Genomic DNA, 20572 nt, shown 5'->3' on the forward strand with positions numbered 1-20572 from the left:
TTTCAGCGTTTCGCCGATAAGTTCACTGTGGTTTATATTGTTCACACCATAAAATCAAGTTCATTCACCTTCATTTATTTGGTTCATTGCACCAAGCTGCAAGTGAAGATTATAATGTTCCTTGTATCAGCGAGCTGACTAGTGAAATATTTAAACTAATTCCTAAAAGGCACACGAGCAACGTTTGACTAAATAGGGAAGCGCTTACGCTAATACAGTTAACCCTGTTAATTCCAAAATGTTCTACATATATAAAGGGGGAGCCAACATGCCAGCAGTTCAATTGAAAAACAACGGAAAACTATACAGTAAGCTGCTGTTCACGATCACTTTGTGCATCGTACTTACTCTAATGGTATCCTCCTTGTTTAATTTCTTCACTTACATGCAGATCGATTTGAAGAAAGCCTACCAGTCAGACGTCAGCAATCTAACCCAAACCAGTAAAGAAGTTATCAGCATGACCGAGAGCGCACAATCCCTCTCCTTCCAAATCTATCGAACCTTCAGTGTTTCTAAGCTAATGTTCTACAATGACCCTAACATCTATGATGTCACGGCAGCGATGAACGAATTGAACAACTATTTGAACTCTATGCCGTTCATTGAATCCATTTATGTGTACAATTCGGCCAATGGCTTGTTCTACACTGCCAGCCGTCAAGCCGAAGGGGGCACGTTCAATAAAGAGGAGCTTGCGGATAAAGGGATACTGGATATTCTCGATAACTACCAGGAGTATCGTCCATTCACGCCTATTCCAAGAACGTATAAAACGGTTAATCTCACCGGTGAGCAGTTAACGAAGGCTTATACCTATTTAGGTTATGATGCTATCGGTCGAACGCAGACGATTAATTCTGCTGTTATTATTAATATTTCTTCCGCTTGGATCAACAAAGACATTGGCGTGAATAAGAGCGACAGCGAGGGCAAGTCCTATATTCTCGACAATCAGAACCTTCTGTTATCCGGCGATACCCTTTTGCCTAAAAAACTAAGCAACGAGGATAGCCTCATCATTAACGAAAAAATTAAAAACAAGGAATCTGGTTACGTTGTTGCCGACTTTGACGGAAAGAAGTCTCTTATCTCGTATACTTCTCCCGATTCCTTGGACTGGCAATACGTACGTGTGACACCATACAAGCATGTAACTAAAGCTATTTATTCCATCCGAAATACAACGATTATGATTGCTGTCATTATTTTGGTCATCGGCTTGCTTATCTCGTGGCTGCTCTCTCTTATGCTATATCGCCCTATTCATCAAATTATGAATAAGATGAACATTCTCGAAACAGAAAAACGCAACAGTTCCTATACCATTAGGCAAAATATACTGCGCAGCCTTATCCAAGGCTCGCAATCGCTGCAAACAAACGCACAGCTGCAGAAGCTGATGGTCAGCGGAATTACATTCGACTTTCATGCGCGTTACCGCGTCGTCCTCTTAAAAATTGACGAGCTCGCGGCTCTGAAGCAAAATCGCGGCGACGATCTGCATGTTTATAAATTTGCCATTATGAATATCGCTTCCGAGATTGCTCATAACGATTATCGCGTAGAAACCGTCGACATGGATGCCGATTATGTCATCATGCTTCTAGGCCGGCCCGACGAATCCGATGAGCTTGATGACGAGATGCTTCGAAACATGCTTGCTAAAATTCAGCGTTCCTCGTTGGACTTTTTGAAAATTGGTCTCTCGATTACGTATAGCCCTGAGGCCTTTCAGGCACAGCAGCTCTCTACCCATTACAAGCTGGTGAAGGAAGCATCGCAGCATCGCTTGTTCTATGGTCTTGGCTCTTTAATTAACGGACAGGATATCATAGCTCTGAAATCGAAGGAATATATCTTCCCTGCTGACAAAGAGCGGAAATTGACCGATGCCTTAATGACCTCAAAGACCGAGGAAGCCAAAAAACTGTTTGCAGAAATCGTACAGGAAACGGCGCAATATCCGATCCATGTCGTTCAGCTCGCCATCTCGCATCTAACGATGACCGTCAACAATATCTTGTTTACGATTCAGAAAAACAACAGTCTGGACGTAGAAGCGAGCTTGAGCATCCATATTCCAACGCCGGATCATTTTGAAACGATTAATGAGCTTAATGAAGTTTTCTTCTCCTTGTTCGATGACATTCAAATGAAGCTTTCCATGAAGCGCTCCACCAAACAAGGTGATTTAATTCGCAAGATTAATGATCTTATCCAAAAGGAATACGCAAATCCGAATTTGAGCCTGAACTGGATTGCTGATGAATTAGACATGTCATCCATCTATTTGAGCCGGGTATATAAACAGCAGACGCTGGCTACTATTGTTGATGTCATTAATAATGTACGTATGGAACGTGCGAAGGAGCATTTGGAGAATACCGATTTGTCGATCGTGGATATCGCGGTAAAGAGCGGCTATACGAGCAGCTCCTACTTCCACAGAATGTTTAAGAAAAGCTTTGGCGTAACGCCTTCCGATTATCGTAAAACGAAGCTGGGCTAAAACTTTCTGCTCTCTGCGAATAATCGCGACGCAGTTAGATTATTTATAATGCACCCCTTTCCTTTGCTTTATATAGAGCAGAAAGGGGTATTTTATTATATTAGGCTAGTAATGCGTGATTTCAACATAGAGCAGTTGTGTAAAGCCAGGTTTATTGATAAATGAGTAAAGTTCAGTTAGCATGTTGGTGAAGGCTATTTTAGTATATGGGGGTACAATGGAATGAAACAAAATAAATATGATGATTCAACTTTTTTCTCACAATATAAGGAAATGGCTCGTTCCACCCATGGACTTGAAGCTGCGGGAGAGTGGCATGTATTCAAATCCTTACTGCCAGACTTAAATGGTAAAAGCGTACTTGATTTAGGCTGCGGCTTCGGCTGGCATTGCCTCTATGCTCGTGAACAGCAAGCAGGCTCAGTCGTAGGTGTTGATATATCCGAGAACATGCTGCAAAAAGCTCGGGAACAAACGAATGACGCCGCCATTACCTACATACAAATGCCGATTGAAGATATCGCATTCTCAGATTCTCAATTTGATATCGTTATCAGCTCATTAGCTTTTCACTATATCGAATCTTTTGATACCCTGTGCAAGAAGATACATGCTTGTCTAAAGCCGGGAGGCTCCTTCATTTTTTCAGTGGAGCATCCTATATTCACTTCCCGCGATGAACAAGATTGGCATTATGATGACCATGGAAACCGTCTGCACTGGCCAGTTGATCAATATCAGACAGAGGGCTTACGCAAAACCTCCTTCCTAACCGATAATGTGATTAAATATCATCGTACCGTTTCAACCTATATGAACGACGTAATTAGTGCTGGCTTTGAGTTAAAAGCCATTAAAGAACCAATGCCTTCAGAGGAAATGATGAATAACCCGCTGATGTTTGATGAGAATCGCAGACCAATGTTCCTGATAATCTCAGCGCAAAAGGCTTCCAACTAGCATAGAAACATTGCAATTATGATGCGACTCAATCGCCGATTGTTTCGATTCTTCGGTGTAATGGGCGCTTGAGTCGCGTTGACTTCACCCTAACCAGCTCAGATGGTGTTGAATACACAAAATAGCATTCAAACGTGTGGAAAATCGCAAAATAAGCGGTGCTGAGTTCGTTAGATTGGAAAACAGGCCGATTTATCGCAAATAAGGTGTCTGGTGTTCGTTACGCGATTGTAGAATTCAGAATTCATCTTTGAATGACGATGGTTGGGTCTGAAGCATTCGTTTTGCAGATTGCGTCGTGTGGTTTGTGGTTTGTGGTTTGTGGAGGCAATTGTTCCATCGGCAACAAACCAATTAAAAGTAAAATGGCTGCCTAACGGCAGCCATTCGTATAATTAGGTCAACCAGAATCTTATGGTTGGCCTTTTTAATATAACAATGTGCAATAGCACACTTGGGCATTATTCGTTCATTTTCTATGCTAACCAGTGTGCTGGACGAGTAAGGGTCGGAGGAATTTTGGTATCTGCATTCCCTTTGGCTGCGTTAAGCTGAAACTGCGTAAGAAAGAGACTTTTTGAGAGGTTTGCGCCACTGAGGTCAGCGTCTCGAAAATCAGCTCCGATAAGGTCAGCCGCTCTAAGATCAGCATCTCTGAGGTCCGCAGCAATCAGATAAGATCCCCTTAAGTTTGCTCCGATAAGATCAGCACCTCTAAGCTTAGCTCCAATGAGATCGGCGCCTCTTTCGTAGGTCTTCTTACGGCCTCGAGTGTTACTCTGCTTATTCGCACGAATGGCTTCCTCGCGTACAAGCTCACTTGCTTTAAGAAGCAGCTTGTTGATTTCCATACGATGTGCTGACACATTCAATTCCAACAGTGAATCTGGGTTCAGACGAGTGAACCGTTCTGTCTCTTCGAGCATAAATCTAAGCTCATCGTAAATCGATTGTGTCGTTTCCCGTGCAAGCGCCTCGTTTAAATACCAAAGCAGCTCATAGAGTTGCCGCATGACTCGGAATGCCTCGAACATTTGCTCCGCGGTATTTGGCATCTGCCGCCAATCTTGTCCGCCATAGGTCACCTGAGAAACCTGTTGTCCAGCTCCAAAACAATCGTAAACTGTACAACCTTTAAATCCCCGCTCCCTAAGACTATGATGAATACCGCAGCGAAAGTTCGATTGCAAATTGCTGCAGGGCTGACCCGCATCTTTATCGACTGCAAAGTCTATAGAAGCTGTGAACGGCAATGAAACACAGCATAAACCAAAACAATTCTCACAGTCAGCATGCAGGCTGCCTCTATTCCATTCAGGAATGGATTGTGAAAATTCGTGTATCACAGTCAATGTGAGACCTCCTAACCAATACTTGGTGCAGTTAAATGAACTTTCATCTATATAAACAGATTGTTTTTATCCCAGTTCTTATATCCTATTACTGTAAATTCCTTCCGTCAATACCGACAGCAGCACATGTGCACGGAAAAAATTATTTAAAATAAACTTTACCAAAATAGCAGAAGTTTCGTATCGAAAAGATATATTCTCACATGAAAAAAGGATACAGATCACGGCAACGTGTCTGCATCCCTTTTTATAAATTTATCCACTTATCATTTACCAGGCAAAAACTCTGTCGTAAATATCTCCTTGGCGTCGAACTTATTTTTGAGCAGCCCTAGATCAGCAAGCTGATTGATCAGCGTCGACCAACGCTCCTCTGTCATATAGCCAAATCCATGCTCGGCAGCATCCCCGCCATAAACAAATTCCTTCTGAGCTTGATCCTCAAAATCGATCGCATCAAGGTCAATATTCGGATTAGCTGCATGAATAGCGGCATTCACTTCCTTGGAAGTATCCTTATAAGACATCCAGCCCTCGGAGAAGGCAGCGACAAAATTTCCAACGGTCTCTTTATTTTTCTCTAAATACTCTTTTGTGACGAACAAGACTACATTGTATGGATTATAACCAGATTCGGAAATAAGTAGAGTTTTTGTTTTTACGCCTTCCTTCTCCATGAAGAACGGCTCTGAAGTAAGGAATGCTTGAGTGACCGATTCTGGATCAGCAAGAAAATTGACATGCTGGCCAGTGTAGGTCATTTCTTTTGCTCCGCTCAAATCATATTTGCTCTTTAAAAAGTCCCAATACGTAATGCCCGGCTGAATAAATACGGTTCTGCCATTGAGGTCCTCGAAGCTATTTACTTCCGCACTTTCTTGAAACATGAATGCTTGCGGACTGCCTTGAAGCGCCGCTGCTACGACAACCAAATCAATCCCCTGATTTTTGGCGATAACGATTTGGTCCGCATGAGCAAGACCGAATTCCGCTTTTCCAGAAGCGACGATTTGTACAGCTGAAACCTGCGGGCCTCCCGGCTCAAGCGTAACATCAAAACCATGCTTCTCAAAAATCCCCTGCTCCTTGGCCGCATATACCCCGCCATGCTGTGCCTTCGGGAACCAGTTCAGAACAAGCTTTGCTTTCTTCGTTTCTACAGGAGCTTTGGGCTCTTCTGTAGCAGCCGTTTCTACTGTTGGTGAATTCTCTGTTGTACTTGCCGGTGTGTTATTTCCAGACTTCCCTCCACATGCTGCGAACAAGACCATCATTAGCGTTAGCGATAAAGCAACTCCCCCGAATTTCATCCATTTCTTCATTTTGTCTCTCCTCCACTTTTTCTATTTATTTTCTTGTCTTCATCGCGGACTCATGCCATGAGCCCAGTACTCGCTTAGCGATCATACTGACGATGAGATAGAAGCTGATGCCTAAAATAGCTGAAGCAATACCGCAAGCAAATAAAAAAGGTGTTTTCATCTGTACAGCAGCTATCGTAATGGCGTAACCGAGCCCGCCTTTGCCGCCCCCGATTCCTGCCACATACTCCCCTACAATGACTCCGACAATCGATAGGGTACACGATATTTTCAAACCAGCCATGATGTAAGGCATTGCAGCAGGAAGGCGAAGCTTCCACATTTTTTGCCACTTTGACGAATTGTAAAGCGTGAACAACTCATCCATATTGGAATCCACTGAATTTAATCCCATTAAAGTATTGGAGACAACAGGGAAAAATCCGATTAAAAAGGAGATAACGACAATAGAATTGTAGCCGGCGCCAAACCAGATCACGACAAGCGGCGCTACAGCAACAACGGGAATGGTCTGAAGAATAATGGCGTATGGATAGATGCTTCGCTCCATAATGAGTGAACTGGCAAGTAAAATGGAGATAAAGATACCGATCACCGCGCTAAGCAAAAAGCCTACTACCGACTCCAAAACAGTAATGCGCACGGCTTCCCACAAAATAGACCAGTCCTCGATTGCTGCTTTCAACACATCCGTCGGTTTAGGGAAAATAAAAGGTTTCATGCCAAGCCAAGCAGGAATGAGCTGCCAGAGCGCCATGACAAGAACAAAAGCCACAATCGGTCCTAGATAATAATGTTTGAATGTATATCCGAAATTTCGGCTTGTTTTCTTCACAACAACTGGCGTCTCAAGCTTAGGCTGCAAGGTTTCGAATGATGAGATCGACATTACCCCAGCTCCTTCCGATGAGCACCATGCTCCAAATAAGTTGAGGCAAGCTCAACATATTTACCGAAATCCCGCTCGGTTCGCATGCCAAGCGTCCTTGGATAAGGCAGCCGCACATTAATTAAAGCAGATAATTTTCCTGGACGTGCCGACATGACGGCAATCTTGGAGGATAGCAGAACCGCTTCAAACACATTGTGCGTCACGAACAAAACGGTCATTTTCTCACGTTCCCATATGTCAAACAGCTCCATTTGGAGGGTTTGCCTTGTAATTTCATCAAGCGCTGCAAAGGGCTCATCCATGAGCAGAAGCTTTGGCTTCGCTGCTAAAGCGCGGGCAATGGAAACTCGCATTCTCATGCCCCCAGAAAGCTGCCTTGGATATGCTTTAAAATGGTCCTTTAAACCAACCATCTCCAGCACTTGTTTAGCCGCTTCTTTATTTTCTTTCATATTTCCTCCTCTGAGCTCCAGAGGTAAAATGACATTGTCCAGCACAGTACGCCAAGGCAATAAATTAGCTTCTTGGAATACATAGGCAATATCGTTCGACTCACGGATCAGCTGCTTCGGCTCCTTGCCATTTACCAGCACACCACCAGAGGTAGCCTCCTCCAGCCCCGCTACCATTCGAAGCGCTGTAGACTTTCCACAACCAGACGGTCCTAGAAAGCTGATAAACTCTCCCTCTTTTATGGAGAAATGAACATCACTTAACGCGATGGTTCCGGTATTATATATTTTACTTACATGGTTAAAGGCTACGATTTCTTTCCCTGCCGCATCATTCACATCGTCTCCCCCTTTTCCGCTTAACAATCGTCAGATGGTATTGGTTTTTATGTTAATTTATATGACATATTATCATTCGAAATACCTATGAACAATAGCTAAGTTAGCTAAAATTAGGCGTTCTTCATTGTGCATTTCAAATAAAAGTAACTTGAATGCGTTATATTTATGGTGAAAATAAAGTCATTTATGTTAGAAAACCTAACTTAAACTGACTATTTTTATAAAATGCAAACAAAAAAAGTGATCATCCAAAAAAATCAGATGATCACTTCTAAATAATTAGCAGCATTAACATGTTCACTATGTGCGTTGATTGTGGAGATGGACAAGCTTTCTTTTCCACTCCTCTTCCCGCTCGCGTTCCACAGATTAGAACTCTTAATCCATGACTGCATTGGGCATTATCATTGAATGCAAGTGGGGAACATTCAGCCAACACACGTAAATAGGCAAACTAAAAAAGCCGAGCAGCAGTTATATCCTGCACAGGCTCGACTTTTGATTATGGTTAGTTAAGATTAATATCATTATTCCCAGCGGGTCAACACGATTGGACCTTCCTTCGTAATCGCCACGGTATGCTCAAATTGCGCCGCACATGCCCCATCTCTAGTCCGAGCCGTCCACCCATCCTGTGCTATATATACGTCGGCTCTTCCTGCCGTAAGGATCGGCTCTATCGTTATCACCATGCCTTCTTCAAGCAAGATCCCCTGACCAGGCAAGCCATGATGCATCACCTGAGGAAATTCATGCATGCTTCTGCCGATGCCATGGCCAACAAAAGCTGTTACTACCTCAAAACCAGCTCTTTCCGCTCTTCTTTGAATCGCGTATCCGATATCTCCCAATCGATTGCCTAGCACAGCTTGCTTTATTCCATCTTTTAACGATTGCTCTGCTGCAAGGAGCAGCTTTTCTGTGGCCATATTCGTCTTGCCAATCGCATAGGTCCATGCTGAATCAGCCTTCCATCCGTCCAAATCAGCTACCATATCAATCGTAACAATATCACCAGCTTCCAGCGGCTCAGAGTCTGGAAAGCCATGGCAAACAACCTCGTTAACGGAGGCACACGTAGCAAATGGATATCCTTTATAGCCTTTCTGCGCCGGAGTCGCCCCTCGATCCAGCATGAACCGCTCAACAAACCGGTCAATCTCCTGCGTGGTGACACCAGGCGCTATCCGTTTCGAGAGCGCTTTGTGACAGGCAGCGACAATACGGCCAGCTTTGCGAATGCCCCGAATATGTTCCTTCGTCTTCAAATCCACTGCCATGTGTGTACGTACCTCCTCCAGGTTTTACGATAGTAAAATCCACTTCGAAAGCATAAGCCTAGGTTTTACGATAGTAAAATCCACTTGCAAGCGTATCCCGCCTATAACAACGAGTAGATTTGTCTATGTATAACTTATTCGAGAAAAGGGAGACACATGCCCATCAGATATGACGAAATTATGATCATAATTCAAATAAAACCTATATTCTCATCAATAATCGAGACGGTAGTCAATGATCTTGTTATTCACAAGCAGCTTCGTCCCTTCAACACTCCTGATACCATCAGAAGGAACAATAACAACGAGCACAGCAGAGTCAGCAGGTATCGCGATCATCGTTTCACCATTGCTATTTTCGCAGAAATAAGAATGAGTTATTGCATCATAGACATCACATGCTTCCGCACCAAGCTCCAAGCTCACATGTTTCTCTTCTTCATAAGGGTTATAGTACAGGTACGTTGGATAGGCATCATCTCCGAAATAATCCGTTCGCAAACAGTCCAAACGCAAGATAGCAGGAATATTCGTATAAGATATAATTCCTCCGAATATACCGACATGAGAGGAACCATAGAGACCGAGGTCGATGGATCCCCAGCTGTAACGAATGGCATCACCTGTCGCATAGGGACTTTGATGATCCCATTTTTTCCGCAATCCTTCATAGGCAATAACGTGCTTCGGATCACTTCGGAAGAAATGGCAGGATTGTTGAATGGCCGGCAAGGCGTCTGGATAAAACAACCTGGCATTATTGGCAGCATTCAGCATCCACTTCCCAATATCACGGGCAAACCTTGCATCATATCTCACAAGCGGAATCAAGGATGCCGCAAGAGAAAATGTATTCGCTGCAAATGCGTAACCGCTTGAATCCTCATGATATTCATTAGATGCATTATCCTGCATCTGATCCCAGCGCTGACCGAAGTCCGTCAAGCTTCCGCAGAGACCGTGAGCATCGTACTCTCCCCAGCGTTCGGAAATAACCCCCCAGCCAGAACGGCATGCGCTATCGCCGTCAAAGCACCAGTTCAGCATTTTTGCAACGTCGTATTCATAACCTAGCTCTGCATTCATCCGAGCTGCGGTGTAAGCTCCATAAGGCAATAAAATCTCATAAAAAGGATTATCGGTTGACCGCTGTAAAAAATCCATGCACCATTCCGCTGCTTGCAGATGACGAGGGTCTCCCCATTTGGCATAAGCTGTATACTGTATCCATGCAATGCCTGCCGCCGCTTCCGGCTCCTTCCACTTGCCATTATCGACTGGCTGCTGAAGCTTGAAATCATAAGATAAATGATTAAAATCAGCCGCTCCATCTTTACCGCCTAATATATAGCAAGCTTCATACCATTTATCTGCTGTTTGCTGCATTATGGACTCTAGCCTGCCAACACTGGGGTAAAAATGTGCGAGCGAGTAAATAAGAATATGAGGATAAACCTCATACCAGAAGCTGCTTCCCGAATTCGCATCGGTACGATTTAAGACTAAATTCTCACCGTTATCCGTATTGTAATAGCTTTCACACATTTCCACCCAATTTTGTCCGTTTTGGTCACTTTTATCAATCCCAGCTATCGTTGCACCCAGCACAGCAGTCACGCAATTGATCGCCTCATGATTGGAAGCCTCCCTTGAAGCTCCAATATAGGACGGGAGTGCAAAAGTTGCCCTTCCCGTGTTTTTACCTGTCTGATCCCACCAAATGAGTGGAAGAAAATCACCAGCGGCTTCAAAATTAAAGATTAGCTCGTCATAGTCAACTGCGACCTGTTTCCAGTCTCTCATATGGAAGGGGGTAGGCATGCTCGGCATATGTTCCACTTTTCGAATCATAGTGTTGACACCTTTCTAGGTAAAATTAATCAAGATAGCGGTTTTATCGTCTGATTTTTTAACACGCGGAAAACGAAGGCACTGTGGATCACCTTCTTCAAGCCCAATAAGATGCTGAATGTAGCCTTCAAGTCCCATAGCCGATACAAGACGTGCGGTTTCCTCCGCATTTGCCGGCTCGTGGCCGCTTGGCTTCGCCTCATATAAACCGTCTGACATAAGCAGCAGCGTTTTTAATTTAATATAATTTATTTTCCCACTCTCCAAAAATCGAGACAAAGCAGGATCACCATTAAGTACAGCATAACCTTCCTCCGTGTTAGCGGTATGACGACCGCTAACGATTTGAGGTTTTACGTAAGCCCATAAGTCTTCGCTAGATCGTAGACCAGCTTCAATTCCTTCCGCCCAAAGCGCTCTTGTCTTATTGTCCACATGTGCGAGTTGATCATGCGTGACGGTTCGAACTGAGCCATCCTCATACTCCGCTATCAGCATACAATCGCCTGCTTGCGCGTATTCAATGAAGTGATCGTCCAAACGAATCAGAATGGCGCATGCTCCCCACAATTCTTCCTTACGATCCGCGTCAATGCCTTGCCTCGTCATTTCTTCGCGCAACTTACGATTTGCTTGCAGCAACGCTTCCTCCGGGCTCCATTCTTTGTTCGGGAGGTTTTGCATGCCTTGTAAATAATCAGATATGATTTGGGCAGCATAATAACCGCCAGTCTCGCCGTTCTCACCCTTAAAGGGCACAAGCGAGGTTGCACCGTCAATGACTCCATACATATTTAGTGAAGGATTTAAAACGAGCGCATCCTCGTTCCAAGGGCTGCTGCCTTTTACAGATATCTTAGTTAGCCTCACGACTTTTTTTCCTCCTCATCATAAATCCGAGTACAAGACCCCCTGCTACCACAATAGCTAGGATTGCATACAGCCACATAGACAGACTGTCGTCCTCCTCATAAGAAAGCTCGAATGAACGAACGCCCATATTCGCCTTTTCAGTGCCTTCCGCAAGAAACCACAATTGCATTTCCACCGTTTCATCTTGCTTAAGATCAGGATAAGCAGCCAGTATCTCATCTTTTAATTGGTAGGAAACCGTGCCCGTTTCTTTTGATGGAGCTTGGATACTCACCCCTTCGGGTTTTCCGCGTAAATAAAGCATAAGTGACCATTGATCCGTAACGTTCGCTATGTCAACCGTTAAGATTGGATTTTTGGAAACATCGACTGTCATGAACGGTGAACTGATACCGCCTCGATTAAGGATACTGTCCTCCTGAATAATCGCCGTTTCTTGATCAATAACAACGCTGCCTTGAAGAGAAGGCGCCGCTTGCCAGTCTATCATTGAAGCTGCGTCTTTCTGACCCGCCCATTGCTCTTCATGAAGAGGTGCATCGTCTTGATAAAACATATCTACACGTTGGAATTCAGCTTTTGCGCCTTCCTCGCCCGCAACAATTAACCACATTTCTACATCCTGGATCCCCAAATATGCAAGATCCGGATGCATCCGGCGCATTTCCTTCATGACATCCAATATAAAATGACCGGTTTCCGTTCCGTCCGGCTTCACATAAAAACCCCACGGCTCATCTTTCACATGAATTTGCAGTGCCCATTTTGAACTGACATTTTCAACATCCACAATCGCAAAAGGTTTTCTGCTAAAATCCAACTGGAACGTCGGACTAGTTATTCCCCCGTACCCTCCAGCTTCATTATTCTCAGTTACCATAACCTTGCCTTGCTCAGCAAACGCAATTCCGGGCATGGCTTCAATAGGCTTCCATTCCGCCAAGCTCTCTGGTCCAGCCGTCAAAATAGATTCGCCGCCTTCGTTGCGAACAAACAACTCAACCTCCGCTTTGTCGCTTTTGTTAGCAGAACTCTCAAACACTGCTTCAAGTCGGTGGAAGCCGTTCGCAAAAGCGGTAGTATCCAGCTCAAAAGGGACTGGCAGCGCAGCTCCGCTGAAGATCTCCTTGCCTGCGAATGTGAGCGTCAGTTTTTTTTGAGTTTGCTCCATTGGCACGGTGGTTTCCACATCAAGCTTTAGCTTGCCGCTGACAAGCTGCTGCTTTTGCAACGTACGAATATTAACCGCTGGTTTGGCTGCAGGCGCTACGAAAACGTCATTAATGCGTGTCTGCTGCTCCTTTGATGAAATTACTCCACCTACTGGAACGATAACGATGACTGCTGCCGAGTCGCCGATCATGCTAAGCGTCGTCTTCTCCTTTACATCACTCGCCACAATACTTCCTGTAACCGAGTCATATAGATCAACAGGCTTGCTGCCCAAGCCGGCGATTTCGACCTTCTGTTCCGTCTCATAAGGATTATAATACAGAAAAGTCGGGTATGCCTCTTGATGGAAATAATCTGTTTTCAATACATCGATTTTCAAAATGCCTTCCACATTCGTTTTCTCGATTAAGCCTCCTAGATATCCGGCAAATGATCCGCTATAGAGTGAGAAATCGGTATTCCCCCATGCATAAACCGTCGGGTCGCCGCTTGCGTAGGGTGATTTTCCTTTAAGCTCTTTTCGCAATCCCTCATAAGGAATGACATGCTGCGGATCTCCCTTCCAATCTGATCCGGATTGAAGCTCTAATGGAAGCTCATCTGCATAAAACAATCTCGATTGATTAGCTGCATTAAGCATCCACTTTCCTATATCACGAGCATAACGCGGATCATATCGAACAACCGGAGCAAGTGCCCCGAACGCTGCAAATGTGTTCATAGCAAAGGCATAACCGCCATTATCGTTAAGACTGCCTAACAAGCCATGGGCGTCATAATCTCCCCATTTCTCTGTAACTGTCCCCCAGCCATTCCTCGCCTTGCTGCCGCCGTCGAACACCCAGTTAATCATTTTGCTGACATCATATTGTTTGCCCTGCTCCGCATTCATCTTTGCGGCTATGTATGGAGCAGAATAAAGCAAAACCTCATAAAGCGGATTCTCCTGCTGCCGCTCCAAAAAATCCATACTTAGCTCTGCAGCTTTCAAATAACGAGAATCGCCGAATTTCGAATAAGCCATATACATCAGTAAGGCTGCTCCTGCAGCAGCATCCGGCTCCGTCCATTTCTCATTTCGGAATGGCTCCATCTTGTGAAAATCAAAGGCCGTGTAATTAAAATCCGCTCTTCCGTACTTTCCGCCCAGCTCTTGAATGGCCGCCTCCCACTTATCCGCAGTGCCTTGCATGATTTCCTCTGCATTCTCGACTTCAGGATAATAAGAGGTCAAAGCATAAAATAATACATGAGGCAGCAATTCATACCAAAACGTCTGACCGCTTACTGTTTTCGGATTGTTCAAAATAACGTTTTCGCCATTGTCCTTATTATAAAAGGTTTGCAGCATTTTAACGTAATCATGTCCGTTTTGGTCACTCTTGTCGATGCCGACCAGCGTTGCGCTCAGCACCGCAGCCATCATGTTTATCGCTTCCTGTGAACCGTCCGCTCCCTGCGAGAATTTGCCTACATACGACATAAGTCCAAACGTATTTCCATCCAAATTATGATGTGTTCGATCCCACCAGCCTACCGGCAAATACGGCCCTTTTTTCGTAAAATCAAATACGAACTCATCATATGCGAGTGCTGTCTTCCTCCAATCCTTCATTAAGTAAGGCTCTGGAATATTAGGCATTTGATCAATCTTATTTATCCGCTTTTCTACCATGCGAGGAGACTTCTGCTCCTGCTTCTGCTCCTGCTTTTGCTCACCTGCTGCGCGTGCGCTCTCCCCCCCTATTTCTCCCAAACCTATGCTTCCTATCAGTATGGCTAATGCCACAACTAAACCTTTTCTCAACATGAATAACTCTCTCCCTTCACCCTTCTTATAAAAAACACCCGCCGTTACAGGAGTGTTTCCACTCCATTGGCGGCAGGTGTTTCTTCAAGTTAATCCTATAATTGAATAAAATTATTTTACAATCGTGTTAATTTTATCGATAGTACTCTTCACGGCTGTATTCACGTCTTCACCTTTTTCGATCGCTTGGGTCAACTTCTCCCAAATCGCCCCATCAATTTCACCCTGCTTCGGTTGATTGTTGAAGCCCCGAGCTACTTCAGATGCTTGTCGAATAGTTTCAACTGCATATTCTTTTTCTGGGCGGCTTGTTTTAATAAGATCAAAACCGCTTTTTGTAGGCGCTACTACTTTCCATTGATGAATGGCATTTGTCATATCTACTAATGCTTTTGTCGCAATCTCCGGGTTTTTCGTGGAGCTTGCCATTGCCGTAACTCCGATCCAGCTGAAGGTTACTCTCTCTGTTCCTTGTGGAGGGACAACCATACCGACTTTGAAGGTTGACGTTTTTTCGAAATCATCGCCTGCACCTCCTACAAACATAGCTACTTTTCCTGTTTTGAACATATCGCCGTTACCCATAGAATCAGCTTGGGCACGCGCTGGAGCTATACCTGATTTGATAATGGATTGATACATTTCCAAACCTTTAATCGATTCTGGAGAATCCAAAGTGATCTTCCCTGTTTTATCAAAGACATCGCCGCCATAAGACCACGTGTACATCGCAGTTGGGATATTGTTCAGCAAAGCGCCCCATTCACCGTCTTTTGTCAATTGTTTGCCGGCTGCAATAAAGTCATCCCACGTCCAGTCATTTGTCGGAAGCGCAACGCCTGCTTTTTCAAACATATCTTGATTGTAATAAAGCATATACGGTTGAGAAATCCACGGCAGTGCATACAATTGATCTTTGTATTGGCCTACATCAATTGTACCTTGGAAATAATCGTCAGCTTTATAATTGCTTAATCCAGACAAATGCTCATCCAGCGGAGCGATAGCGCCTAAGCTCGCATATTGAGCAATATATTCTTGGGACAACCACATGAAATCAGGAGCCTGTTTACCTGCAATCATCGTTTGCAGCTTCTGATAGTAGTCTGCCGGAATGCTTTGTACTACGATTTCATAATCTGTCGCGCTTGTATTCACCTTCGCTACCAAGTCTTCAAATTCTCTGAGCTCTTCCGCTCCTGCCCAAGTCGCTACTTTCAGCTTTACTTTTCCAGCAGGCTGATCGGTGCTTGCTGGTTCTTTGTCAGGAGCGTTGCTGTTATTTGAACCGCCGCATGCAGCCAATACAACCGATAATGCCAGCACCATCGCGAGAAGAAGTCCAAACCTTGCAGTTACATTCTTTTTCATGTGTAAGTTCCCCTTAATTTATATTTGAAATTGATTCCGACAGCTTCGTCTAGAACCAAGCTTCATTCTGATCACCAATGTTTACCCCTTAATACCGCTTAATTTCACGCCTTCTACAAAATGCTTTTGAGCGAGGAAGAAGACGATAAGCACCGGAAGAAGAGCCAGTATCGATCCTGCCATAAGCGGCCCCCATTCAACCTTCATAACCCCTTTGAACATAGATAGACCAAGTGTCAAAGTGAATTTATCTACATCGTTCAAATAAATCAACGGACCAAGCAAATCGTTCCAGCTTCCTTGGAAAGAGAAAATACCGATCGTAACTAATGCTGGAATAGATAAGGGAAGGAAAATTTTCAGAAAAATAGTAAAGCTGCTTGCCCCATCGATAACAGCTGATTCCTCCAGATCCTTCGGAACCGATAGGAAGAACTGACGGAGCAGAAAGATAAATACCGGTGCCCCGCCAAAAAAACCAGGCACAACAAGCGGCAGAATTGAATTGCTCCAACCGATTTCGCTAAAACCGATAAACACCGGAATCATCGTTACTTCGCCTGGAAGCATGATTGTGGAGAGCACGAGCATAAACCATATGTTCTTACCTGGAAAGTTGAACCTTGCAAACCCATAAGCTACGAAGGCAGAAACAAATACATTAGACAGCAGTTGGAAAATTGTGATGACGAGCGTGTTCTTAAAAAGAACAAAAAAGTTGATTTCTGTTATTGCCCTCGAATAGTTTTCCCAGTGAAGCCCATTCGGTAAAAACTGAGGTGGGATTTGAAAAATGACATCTCCTGATTTTAATGATGTAGAAATCATCCAAATGAGCGGAAACAAGGTGCTAATGGCGAAGAGCCCGAGCAAGAGGTATAACACCACACTTCGCAAAATCCTCTTCTTCTTTCTTCCTATCCCGTAAGAGACCATTCATTTCACCTTCCTTTCCGCTTTTTTGTTTTGGCTTCACTCTCATAGTAAACCCAAGCTGAGGATGACTTAAATGCGATCAGCGTAAGAATCATGATAATGACGAACAATATCCATGCCATTGCCGTTGCATAACCCATTTTGAAAAACTTGAACGCATTCTCATAAAGGTAGATCATATAAAAGCGTCCCTCGTTGTCTGCCCCGCCGATAATATAAGCATCACCGAACTTACGCATCGCACCAACTATACCCATAATGAGGTTGTAGAAAATGACCGGGGTCAGCATCGTTAACGTAATATGCTTGAATTTCTGGAAGGCATTAGCCCCATCAATATCAGCAGCCTCATACAAATGTCCGGGGATATCTTGCAGACCGGCTAAATATGTAAGCATGCCGCCTCCCGCGCCCCATACCACCATCATTAAATAAGATGGCATAACGAGCGATCCTTCTGTTAACCAGCCAAGCGGAGCTATACCGACCTTGGAGAGCAGGAGATTAATAAGCCCAAAGTCCGTATCCAGTATCCATTTCCACAGCAAGGAGATAGATACCCCAGAAACGATAGCCGGCAAATAGAGTGCCGTTCGAAAGAAATAAACCCCTTTCACTTTTGTATTGACCAAAATTGCGATAAGCATTGAAGTCGCAATGCCTAATGGGACGGAAATGATAGCAAATCTTATCGTCACCCACAACGCTTTGCGGAAATCTTCATCCTTGAACAAATCTACGTAGTTTCCAAAACCGATGTATTTTGGTTTATTGAACGTATCCCACTCGGTTAAGCCAACATAAAAAGCAAAGATGAGCGGTGCGACTGTAAATATAAGAAATCCAATGATCCACGGAGATATATAGATATAACCCGTAAATTTTTTTGACCGCACATTCTCTCCCCCTATAAATCATTTATTCGGGTCAGCATGACAGCTAACCAAACAAGATGAATTGTAATGTGAAATGTAAACGTTTTATATCTATATTTTAGATTACTTTCTCGTTTTGTCAACATTATTTTATTGAAAATAATTACTCAATACAAGCGTTTGTAATGTAATTTTGTAATGTTTAGTCATGTACATATGACTTTATTAAGTAGCTTTATCTTATTTTGAGTAAAATACAAAGAGAAAATAATAAAGAAAACAGTCTGTTCGACTGTCCTCTTCCTTCATTCTTCATTTACTCATATACGAGGCTGTCCAATATTTCCTGTAGACTGAGCTCAGCGCAAGCCATTGAAGTATCAGCTACGCCATAATACATTCTCACGATATCCCCGTCCACAACAACCCCGCAGGAAAAAACGACATCTCCAAAAAAGCCTTTCTTTTCATAATCAGCCTCTGGCTCCAGAACAGGCGCTGCCGAACGCGCGATCACCTTCTCTGGATGCTCCAAATCAAGCAGCACAGCTCCCATGCAATAACGATGTTCCATCGTCGCTCCATGATATAATTCTAGCCAGCCTTTATCTGTTTTTATCGGTACCGCCCCTCCGCCGATCCGACCGCTATCCCACATGCCTTGCCTCAAGCCAAGCAAATGCTTGTGATTTCCCCAATAAAGCAAGTTGTCCGACTCTGCAATCCAGATTTCCGGCGTGCCGATGCTCTTCATCGTTGGACGATGAAGCGCGTAATATTTGCCGCCAATTTTTTCGGGAAAAATAAGCACATCCTTGTTGTCTGGACTAAAGATCATCCCGTGATGAGTAACGTTACTAAAATCTCTGGTTGAAACCATCGATTCACCAATTCCTTTTGGCGAAACGACTGAGAAATAAATATAATAATCTTCTCCTATTTGCGTTACGCGAGGATCTTCCACTCCAAAAATTTCTTGTTCATTGGATGGGTAGATAAATGGCTCATTGTCTATCGTAAATCGGTGTCCGTCCTTGCTTCGTGCAATGCGCACATATGATATAGAAGTTAAATAAGCAAATGTAGCATTTTGTGTAACGTCTCTAACGACACGAGGATCTGAAAAGTCGTATCGCTCATCTTTCCGATCCAGCTCGACAAGATCAATTTTCCCAGTGCCCGTATTATATACGGGTGCCAATACTTTATTCGGATCATCGCTTATTGGTTGTTCAGCAACTCTCAGAAGCAGCAATGTTTCGCCGTTATATTCAGCAACACCCGCATTAAAGGCTCCAATGACTTGAAAGCCCTTATGATATGGCTGTATATCGGCTGGCGTTATAATCGGATTTTCTTCATAGCGGTAAATATTCATCCCTCGTCCACCTCAAGCTCTTCAAATTTTAGAAAAGGATCTGGAATTGTAATTCTATGAGCCTCTGCATCGCTGATTCCAGCATATAAGTCAGCCATCCCATCGTTCCGTCTTACAAGTCCCCCACTGAAAACGACGTCAATCAAATCCGTTCTTTTGGCATCGCCTGGTAAAAAATTATCGCGAATTGCAATTAATTCAATATCGGACAATTCACCCGTCATTGGATTTATAGCAAATACCATGGGGTAATAATGACGATCCTCTGCTTCATCAAAGCTAGCGATATGACCCAAAATTCCGATTAGTCCATTTGAAAGTACATGGATTTCATTTGCGCCTCCCCACTCTGCTTCAATAAATTGCCCTTGCAGAAGCGGGGCTTCTTCTACTCGCTTAATGGTTAGCTCCTCTAAAGAAGCAGCCCGAACGAATCCAATTTTGCCGCGTCCACCCTTTTCACCCTGAGGTCTTGTAAATATGGCGACGCTTCCATCTGACAGCTGTGCTATTCGAAGATCCTTCATTCCATTAGGACCAGTAAAAAACAAAGCTAAATTTTGAAGAACATTGCCTTTGTACATTACCGTTCTCCATGCAAGCGCGCCCACATTGACAGGATGAGGATACACCTGTACACCGCCTAGAACAATTTCACCATCGATTCTCGTATAGAAGGGGTCTTGAAGCGTCAGCTTCGGCATTCCTTCTTTAGGCACCCATGCCCCATCCTGCTCTATGAAAAACATAACCTGAGAATGCTCACTGTCTCTGGACTCTACACGTCCAGCAATCACCAGCTCCCCTTGGTTTTCAAAAGGAGCTGTAATGTTATAAACATCACGTTCTCCAACGCCCGAAAAACGAAGCTTTACCGCGTCCTTAACCTGCTCATTTTTGTTTAAATATTCATTTAAGAGCGTTGCACAGACTTTAACACCATTTTTAATCAGCTTGGTCACACTATTTTCCCCTTTGCATGAATTTAATTTTTCCCTGCCCTAAAAATACAATTAACATTACTTATTTGTTTTGTAACGTTATAAATACAATTACTTAACATCGTTTAATTAATTTACACCCATTATTAACGACAAGAAATAAAAAGTCAATTAAAACTGAAAAAGTGAGAGATCCTTATAAAAACAGTTCCTTTTTCGTGTGGAGTGAGATATAATTTGTAACGTTACAAA

General features: G+C 43.7%; 15 protein-coding genes. 2 read left to right on the plus strand and 13 right to left on the minus strand.

What is annotated here, in order from left to right:
- Nucleotides 1-268: 268 nt before the first annotated feature.
- Nucleotides 269-2512 carry an AraC family transcriptional regulator gene (locus AB4Z45_RS05200; RefSeq protein ID WP_441908196.1) on the plus strand — a complete coding sequence of 748 codons (2244 nt, stop codon included), beginning with the start codon at nucleotides 269-271 and terminating at the stop codon, nucleotides 2510-2512.
- A 222-nt stretch (nucleotides 2513-2734) separates the two neighbouring features.
- Nucleotides 2735-3472, plus strand: coding sequence for a class I SAM-dependent methyltransferase (locus tag AB4Z45_RS05205; RefSeq protein WP_441908197.1), 738 nt, complete (start codon nucleotides 2735-2737; stop codon nucleotides 3470-3472).
- A gap of 476 nt (nucleotides 3473-3948) precedes the next feature.
- Here the strand turns inward: AB4Z45_RS05205 and AB4Z45_RS05210 are convergent, their stop codons facing one another.
- The 13 genes from AB4Z45_RS05210 to AB4Z45_RS05270 form a co-directional block, all read right to left on the minus strand.
- Nucleotides 3949-4824, minus strand: coding sequence for a pentapeptide repeat-containing protein (locus AB4Z45_RS05210; RefSeq protein ID WP_441908198.1), 876 nt, complete (start codon nucleotides 4822-4824; stop codon nucleotides 3949-3951).
- Nucleotides 4825-5090: 266 nt separating this feature from the next.
- Nucleotides 5091-6146: an ABC transporter substrate-binding protein gene (locus AB4Z45_RS05215; RefSeq protein ID WP_441908199.1), complete on the minus strand. Its 1056-nt coding sequence runs from the start codon at nucleotides 6144-6146 to the stop codon at nucleotides 5091-5093.
- Nucleotides 6147-6171: 25 nt separating this feature from the next.
- The gene (locus AB4Z45_RS05220; protein ID WP_076268378.1) at nucleotides 6172-7035 is read right to left on the minus strand and encodes an ABC transporter permease; all 864 of its coding nucleotides are present in this window, start codon (nucleotides 7033-7035) and stop codon (nucleotides 6172-6174) included.
- A complete protein-coding gene (locus AB4Z45_RS05225; protein ID WP_441908200.1) occupies nucleotides 7035-7829 on the minus strand; it encodes an ABC transporter ATP-binding protein in 795 nt (264 codons plus the stop codon). The genes AB4Z45_RS05220 and AB4Z45_RS05225 overlap by 1 nt, the downstream gene beginning before the upstream one ends.
- A gap of 530 nt (nucleotides 7830-8359) precedes the next feature.
- Nucleotides 8360-9112, minus strand: coding sequence for a type I methionyl aminopeptidase (gene map / locus AB4Z45_RS05230; protein WP_441908201.1), 753 nt, complete (start codon nucleotides 9110-9112; stop codon nucleotides 8360-8362).
- 213 nt (nucleotides 9113-9325) lie between these two features.
- Nucleotides 9326-10963 carry a hypothetical protein gene (locus AB4Z45_RS05235; RefSeq protein WP_441908202.1) on the minus strand — a complete coding sequence of 546 codons (1638 nt, stop codon included), beginning with the start codon at nucleotides 10961-10963 and terminating at the stop codon, nucleotides 9326-9328.
- Nucleotides 10964-10978: 15 nt separating this feature from the next.
- On the minus strand, nucleotides 10979-11833 hold the full coding sequence (locus AB4Z45_RS05240) for a PP2C family serine/threonine-protein phosphatase (RefSeq protein WP_441908203.1): 855 nt from the start codon (nucleotides 11831-11833) through the stop codon (nucleotides 10979-10981).
- Complete coding sequence (locus AB4Z45_RS05245) at nucleotides 11820-14819, minus strand: hypothetical protein (protein ID WP_441908204.1); 3000 nt, start codon at nucleotides 14817-14819, stop codon at nucleotides 11820-11822. Before AB4Z45_RS05245 ends, AB4Z45_RS05240 begins: the two co-directional genes overlap by 14 nt.
- Before the next feature lie 111 nt (nucleotides 14820-14930).
- Nucleotides 14931-16190 (minus strand): ABC transporter substrate-binding protein, encoded by a 1260-nt coding sequence (locus tag AB4Z45_RS05250; RefSeq protein ID WP_441908205.1) that lies wholly within the window; start codon nucleotides 16188-16190, stop codon nucleotides 14931-14933.
- An 81-nt stretch (nucleotides 16191-16271) separates the two neighbouring features.
- Nucleotides 16272-17078, minus strand: a complete 807-nt coding sequence (locus AB4Z45_RS05255) for a carbohydrate ABC transporter permease (RefSeq protein WP_441908206.1) — start codon at nucleotides 17076-17078, stop codon at nucleotides 16272-16274.
- Nucleotides 17079-17131: 53 nt separating this feature from the next.
- Complete coding sequence (locus AB4Z45_RS05260; protein ID WP_441908207.1) at nucleotides 17132-18022, minus strand: carbohydrate ABC transporter permease; 891 nt, start codon at nucleotides 18020-18022, stop codon at nucleotides 17132-17134.
- A gap of 295 nt (nucleotides 18023-18317) precedes the next feature.
- Entirely contained in the window at nucleotides 18318-19379 is a 1062-nt protein-coding gene (locus AB4Z45_RS05265; RefSeq protein ID WP_441908208.1) for a BtaManbiosPhlase, read from the minus strand.
- Nucleotides 19376-20341, minus strand: a complete 966-nt coding sequence (locus AB4Z45_RS05270) for an MTP-1 family protein (RefSeq protein ID WP_441908209.1) — start codon at nucleotides 20339-20341, stop codon at nucleotides 19376-19378. The genes AB4Z45_RS05265 and AB4Z45_RS05270 overlap by 4 nt, the downstream gene beginning before the upstream one ends.
- Nucleotides 20342-20572 lie beyond the last annotated feature (231 nt).

It is taken from the genome of Paenibacillus sp. MCAF9, assembly GCF_052114265.1.
In the GTDB taxonomy this organism is placed as follows: Bacteria; Bacillota; Bacilli; order Paenibacillales; family Paenibacillaceae; genus Pristimantibacillus.

Coding starts and splice junctions, on each gene's coding strand:
- AB4Z45_RS05215 (WP_441908199.1), bottom strand. CDS start 6,146: ATGAAGAAATGGATGAAATTCGGGGGAGTTGCTTTATCGCTAACGCTA.
- AB4Z45_RS05245 (WP_441908204.1), bottom strand. CDS start 14,819: ATGTTGAGAAAAGGTTTAGTTGTGGCATTAGCCATACTGATAGGAAGC.
- AB4Z45_RS05205 (WP_441908197.1), top strand. CDS start 2,735: ATGAAACAAAATAAATATGATGATTCAACTTTTTTCTCACAATATAAG.
- AB4Z45_RS05200 (WP_441908196.1), top strand. CDS start 269: ATGCCAGCAGTTCAATTGAAAAACAACGGAAAACTATACAGTAAGCTG.
- AB4Z45_RS05265 (WP_441908208.1), bottom strand. CDS start 19,379: ATGAATATTTACCGCTATGAAGAAAATCCGATTATAACGCCAGCCGAT.
- map (WP_441908201.1), bottom strand. CDS start 9,112: ATGGCAGTGGATTTGAAGACGAAGGAACATATTCGGGGCATTCGCAAA.
- AB4Z45_RS05235 (WP_441908202.1), bottom strand. CDS start 10,963: ATGATTCGAAAAGTGGAACATATGCCGAGCATGCCTACCCCCTTCCAT.
- AB4Z45_RS05250 (WP_441908205.1), bottom strand. CDS start 16,190: ATGAAAAAGAATGTAACTGCAAGGTTTGGACTTCTTCTCGCGATGGTG.
- AB4Z45_RS05220 (WP_076268378.1), bottom strand. CDS start 7,035: ATGTCGATCTCATCATTCGAAACCTTGCAGCCTAAGCTTGAGACGCCA.